Here is a 4,443-nt window from a genome sequence, read left to right as displayed (position 1 = left end):
TTTTATGGAGAGTTTGATCCTGGCTCAGGACGAACGCTGGCGGCGTGCCTAATACATGCAAGTCGAGCGAACAGAGAAGGAGCTTGCTCCTTTGACGTTAGCGGCGGACGGGTGAGTAACACGTGGGCAACCTACCTTATAGTTTGGGATAACTCCGGGAAACCGGGGCTAATACCGAATAATCTATTTTACTTCATGGTGAAATACTGAAAGACGGTTTCGGCTGTCGCTATAAGATGGGCCCGCGGCGCATTAGCTAGTTGGTGAGGTAACGGCTCACCAAGGCGACGATGCGTAGCCGACCTGAGAGGGTGATCGGCCACACTGGGACTGAGACACGGCCCAGACTCCTACGGGAGGCAGCAGTAGGGAATCTTCCACAATGGGCGAAAGCCTGATGGAGCAACGCCGCGTGAGTGAAGAAGGTTTTCGGATCGTAAAACTCTGTTGTAAGGGAAGAACAAGTACAGTAGTAACTGGCTGTACCTTGACGGTACCTTATTAGAAAGCCACGGCTAACTACGTGCCAGCAGCCGCGGTAATACGTAGGTGGCAAGCGTTGTCCGGAATTATTGGGCGTAAAGCGCGCGCAGGCGGTCCTTTAAGTCTGATGTGAAAGCCCACGGCTCAACCGTGGAGGGTCATTGGAAACTGGGGGACTTGAGTGCAGAAGAGGAAAGTGGAATTCCAAGTGTAGCGGTGAAATGCGTAGAGATTTGGAGGAACACCAGTGGCGAAGGCGACTTTCTGGTCTGTAACTGACGCTGAGGCGCGAAAGCGTGGGGAGCAAACAGGATTAGATACCCTGGTAGTCCACGCCGTAAACGATGAGTGCTAAGTGTTAGGGGGTTTCCGCCCCTTAGTGCTGCAGCTAACGCATTAAGCACTCCGCCTGGGGAGTACGGTCGCAAGACTGAAACTCAAAGGAATTGACGGGGGCCCGCACAAGCGGTGGAGCATGTGGTTTAATTCGAAGCAACGCGAAGAACCTTACCAGGTCTTGACATCCCGTTGACCACTGTAGAGATATGGTTTTCCCTTCGGGGACAACGGTGACAGGTGGTGCATGGTTGTCGTCAGCTCGTGTCGTGAGATGTTGGGTTAAGTCCCGCAACGAGCGCAACCCTTGATCTTAGTTGCCATCATTTAGTTGGGCACTCTAAGGTGACTGCCGGTGACAAACCGGAGGAAGGTGGGGATGACGTCAAATCATCATGCCCCTTATGACCTGGGCTACACACGTGCTACAATCCGCCGAAGGTGGGATAGATGATTGGGGTGAAGTCGTAACAAGGTAGCCGTATCGGAAGGTGCGGCTGGATCACCTCCTTTCTAAGGATATTTTCGGAATACAAACCTAGGGTTTGTAAGATTACGTTTTGCGTTCAGTTTTGAAGGTTCATTCTTACGAATGAAATACTTCAAAACTTGTTCTTTGAAAACTGGATAAAACGACATTGAAATTGTAACAAACACATTTATTTTTTAAGTTTTTTTATAGGCTTAATAACTTGGTTAAGTTATTAAGGGCGCACGGCGAATGCCTTGGCACTAGGAGCCGATGAAGGACGGCACTAACACCGATATGCTTCGGGGAGCTGTAAGTGAGCTTTGATCCGGAGATTTCCGAATGGGGGAACCCACTACGTTTAATCGCGTAGTATCTTGACGTGAATACATAGCGTCTTGAAGGCAGACCCAGGGAACTGAAACATCTAAGTACCTGGAGGAAGAGAAAGAAAAATCGATTCCCTGAGTAGCGGCGAGCGAAACGGGAAGAGCCCAAACCAAGAGGCTTGCCTCTTGGGGTTGTAGGACACTCTATACGGAGTTACAAAAGAGCGAGTTAGATGAAGCGACTTGGAAAGGTCCGCCAGAGCAGGTAAAAGCCCTGTAGTCGAAAGTTCGTTCTCTCCTGAGTGGATCCTGAGTACGGCGGAACACGTGAAATTCCGTCGGAATCCGGGAGGACCATCTCCCAAGGCTAAATACTACCTAGTGACCGATAGTGAACCAGTACCGTGAGGGAAAGGTGAAAAGCACCCCGGAAGGGGAGTGAAAKAGATCCTGAAACCGTGTGCCTACAAGTAGTTAGAGCCCGTTAATGGGTGATAGCGTGCCTTTTGTAGAATGAACCGGCGAGTTACGATTACGTGCGAGGTTAAGCTTTAGAAGGCGGAGCCGCAGCGAAAGCGAGTCTGAATAGGGCGAATTAGTACGTGGTCGTAGACCCGAAACCAGGTGATCTACCCATGTCCAGGGTGAAGGTGAGGTAACACTTACTGGAGGCCCGAACCCACGCACGTTGAAAAGTGCGGGGATGAGGTGTGGGTAGCGGAGAAATTCCAATCGAACTTGGAGATAGCTGGTTCTCTCCGAAATAGCTTTAGGGCTAGCCTCGTGATGAGAATACTGGAGGTAGAGCACTGTTTGGACTAGGGGGCCATCCCGGTTTACCGAATTCAGACAAACTCCGAATGCCAGATATTTATACACGGGAGTCAGACTGCGAGTGATAAGATCCGTAGTCAAAAGGGAAACAGCCCAGACCACCAGCTAAGGTCCCAAAGTAATCGTTAAGTGGAAAAGGATGTGGCGTTGCACAGACAACCAGGATGTTGGCTTAGAAGCAGCCATCATTTAAAGAGTGCGTAATAGCTCACTGGTCGAGTGACGCTGCGCCGAAAATGTATCGGGGCTAAACGATTCACCGAAGCTGTGGATTGACATCTACGATGTCAGTGGTAGGAGAGCGTTCTAAGTGCGTTGAAGTCAGACCGGAAGGACTGGTGGAGCGCTTAGAAGTGAGAATGCCGGTATGAGTAGCGAAAGACGGGTGAGAATCCCGTCCACCGTATGACTAAGGTTTCCTGAGGAAGGCTCGTCCGCTCAGGGTTAGTCGGGACCTAAGCCGAGGCCGATAGGCGTAGGCGATGGACAACAGGTTGATATTCCTGTACCACCTCCTCACCGTTTGAGAAATGGGGGGACGCAGTAGGATAGGGTAAGCGCGCTGTTGGATATGCGCGTCCAAGCAGTAAGGCGTGTGTGTAGGCAAATCCGCACACTRTAACGTTGAGCTGTGATGGCGAGTCCGTATGGACGAAGTTCCTGATTTCACACTGCCAAGAAAAGCCTCTATCGAGGTGAGAGGTGCCCGTACCGCAAACCGACACAGGTAGTCGAGGAGAGAATCCTAAGGTGTGCGAGAGAACTCTCGTTAAGGAACTCGGCAAAATGACCCCGTAACTTCGGGAGAAGGGGTGCTCTTGAGCGTGCAAGCGCATGAGAGCCGCAGTGAATAGGCCCAGGCGACTGTTTAGCAAAAACACAGGTCTCTGCAAAACCGTAAGGTGACGTATAGGGGCTGACGCCTGCCCGGTGCTGGAAGGTTAAGAGGAGTGGTTAGCGCAAGCGAAGCTGCGAATTGAAGCCCCAGTAAACGGCGGCCGTAACTATAACGGTCCTAAGGTAGCGAAATTCCTTGTCGGGTAAGTTCCGACCCGCACGAAAGGCGTAACGATCTGGGCACTGTCTCAACGAGAGACTCGGTGAAATTATAGTACCTGTGAAGATGCAGGTTACCCGCGACAGGACGGAAAGACCCCGTGGAGCTTTACTGTAGCCTGATATTGAATTTTGGTACAACTTGTACAGGATAGGTAGGAGCCAGAGATCTCGGAGCGCCAGCTTCGAAGGAGGCGTCGGTGGGATACTACCCTGGTTGTATTGAAATTCTAACCCATGCCCCTTAGCGGGGCAGGAGACAGTGTCAGGCGGACAGTTTGACTGGGGCGGTCGCCTCCTAAAAGGTAACGGAGGCGCCCAAAGGTTCCCTCAGAATGGTTGGAAATCATTCGTAGAGTGTAAAGGCAYAAGGGAGCTTGACTGCGAGACCTACAAGTCGAGCAGGGTCGAAAGACGGGCTTAGTGATCCGGTGGTTCCGCATGGAAGGGCCATCGCTCAACGGATAAAAGCTACCCCGGGGATAACAGGCTTATCTCCCCCAAGAGTCCACATCGACGGGGAGGTTTGGCACCTCGATGTCGGCTCATCGCATCCTGGGGCTGTAGTCGGTCCCAAGGGTTGGGCTGTTCGCCCATTAAAGCGGTACGCGAGCTGGGTTCAGAACGTCGTGAGACAGTTCGGTCCCTATCCGTCGTGGGCGTAGGAAATTTGAGAGGAGCTGTCCTTAGTACGAGAGGACCGGGATGGACACACCGCTGGTGTACCAGTTGTCTTGCCAAAGGCATCGCTGGGTAGCTATGTGTGGACGGGATAAGTGCTGAAAGCATCTAAGCATGAAGCCCCCCTCAAGATGAGATTTCCCATTACGCAAGTAAGTAAGATCCCTCAAAGACGATGAGGTAGATAGGTTCGAGGTGGAAGTGTGGTGACACATGGAGCTGACGAATACTAATCGATCGAGGACTTAACCAAAA

The 4,443-nt window shown here is 51.7% G+C and carries 2 rRNA genes; both read left to right on the top strand.

From position 1 onward, the window contains the following. Position 1 precedes the first annotated feature (1 nt). A 16S ribosomal RNA gene (locus AC1DCY_RS26935) occupies positions 2–1,332 on the top strand. A gap of 181 nt (positions 1,333–1,513) precedes the next feature. Continuing rightward, positions 1,514–4,441, top strand: a 23S ribosomal RNA gene (locus AC1DCY_RS26930). Together the 16S and 23S rRNA genes form the textbook arrangement of a ribosomal RNA operon. The last annotated feature ends 2 nt before the right edge of the window (positions 4,442–4,443 follow it).

This window comes from Lysinibacillus sp. 10T31 (assembly GCF_056394365.1).
The sequence above is the reverse complement of the archived record's forward strand: the minus strand, read 5'-3'. Positions and strand labels throughout refer to the sequence as shown.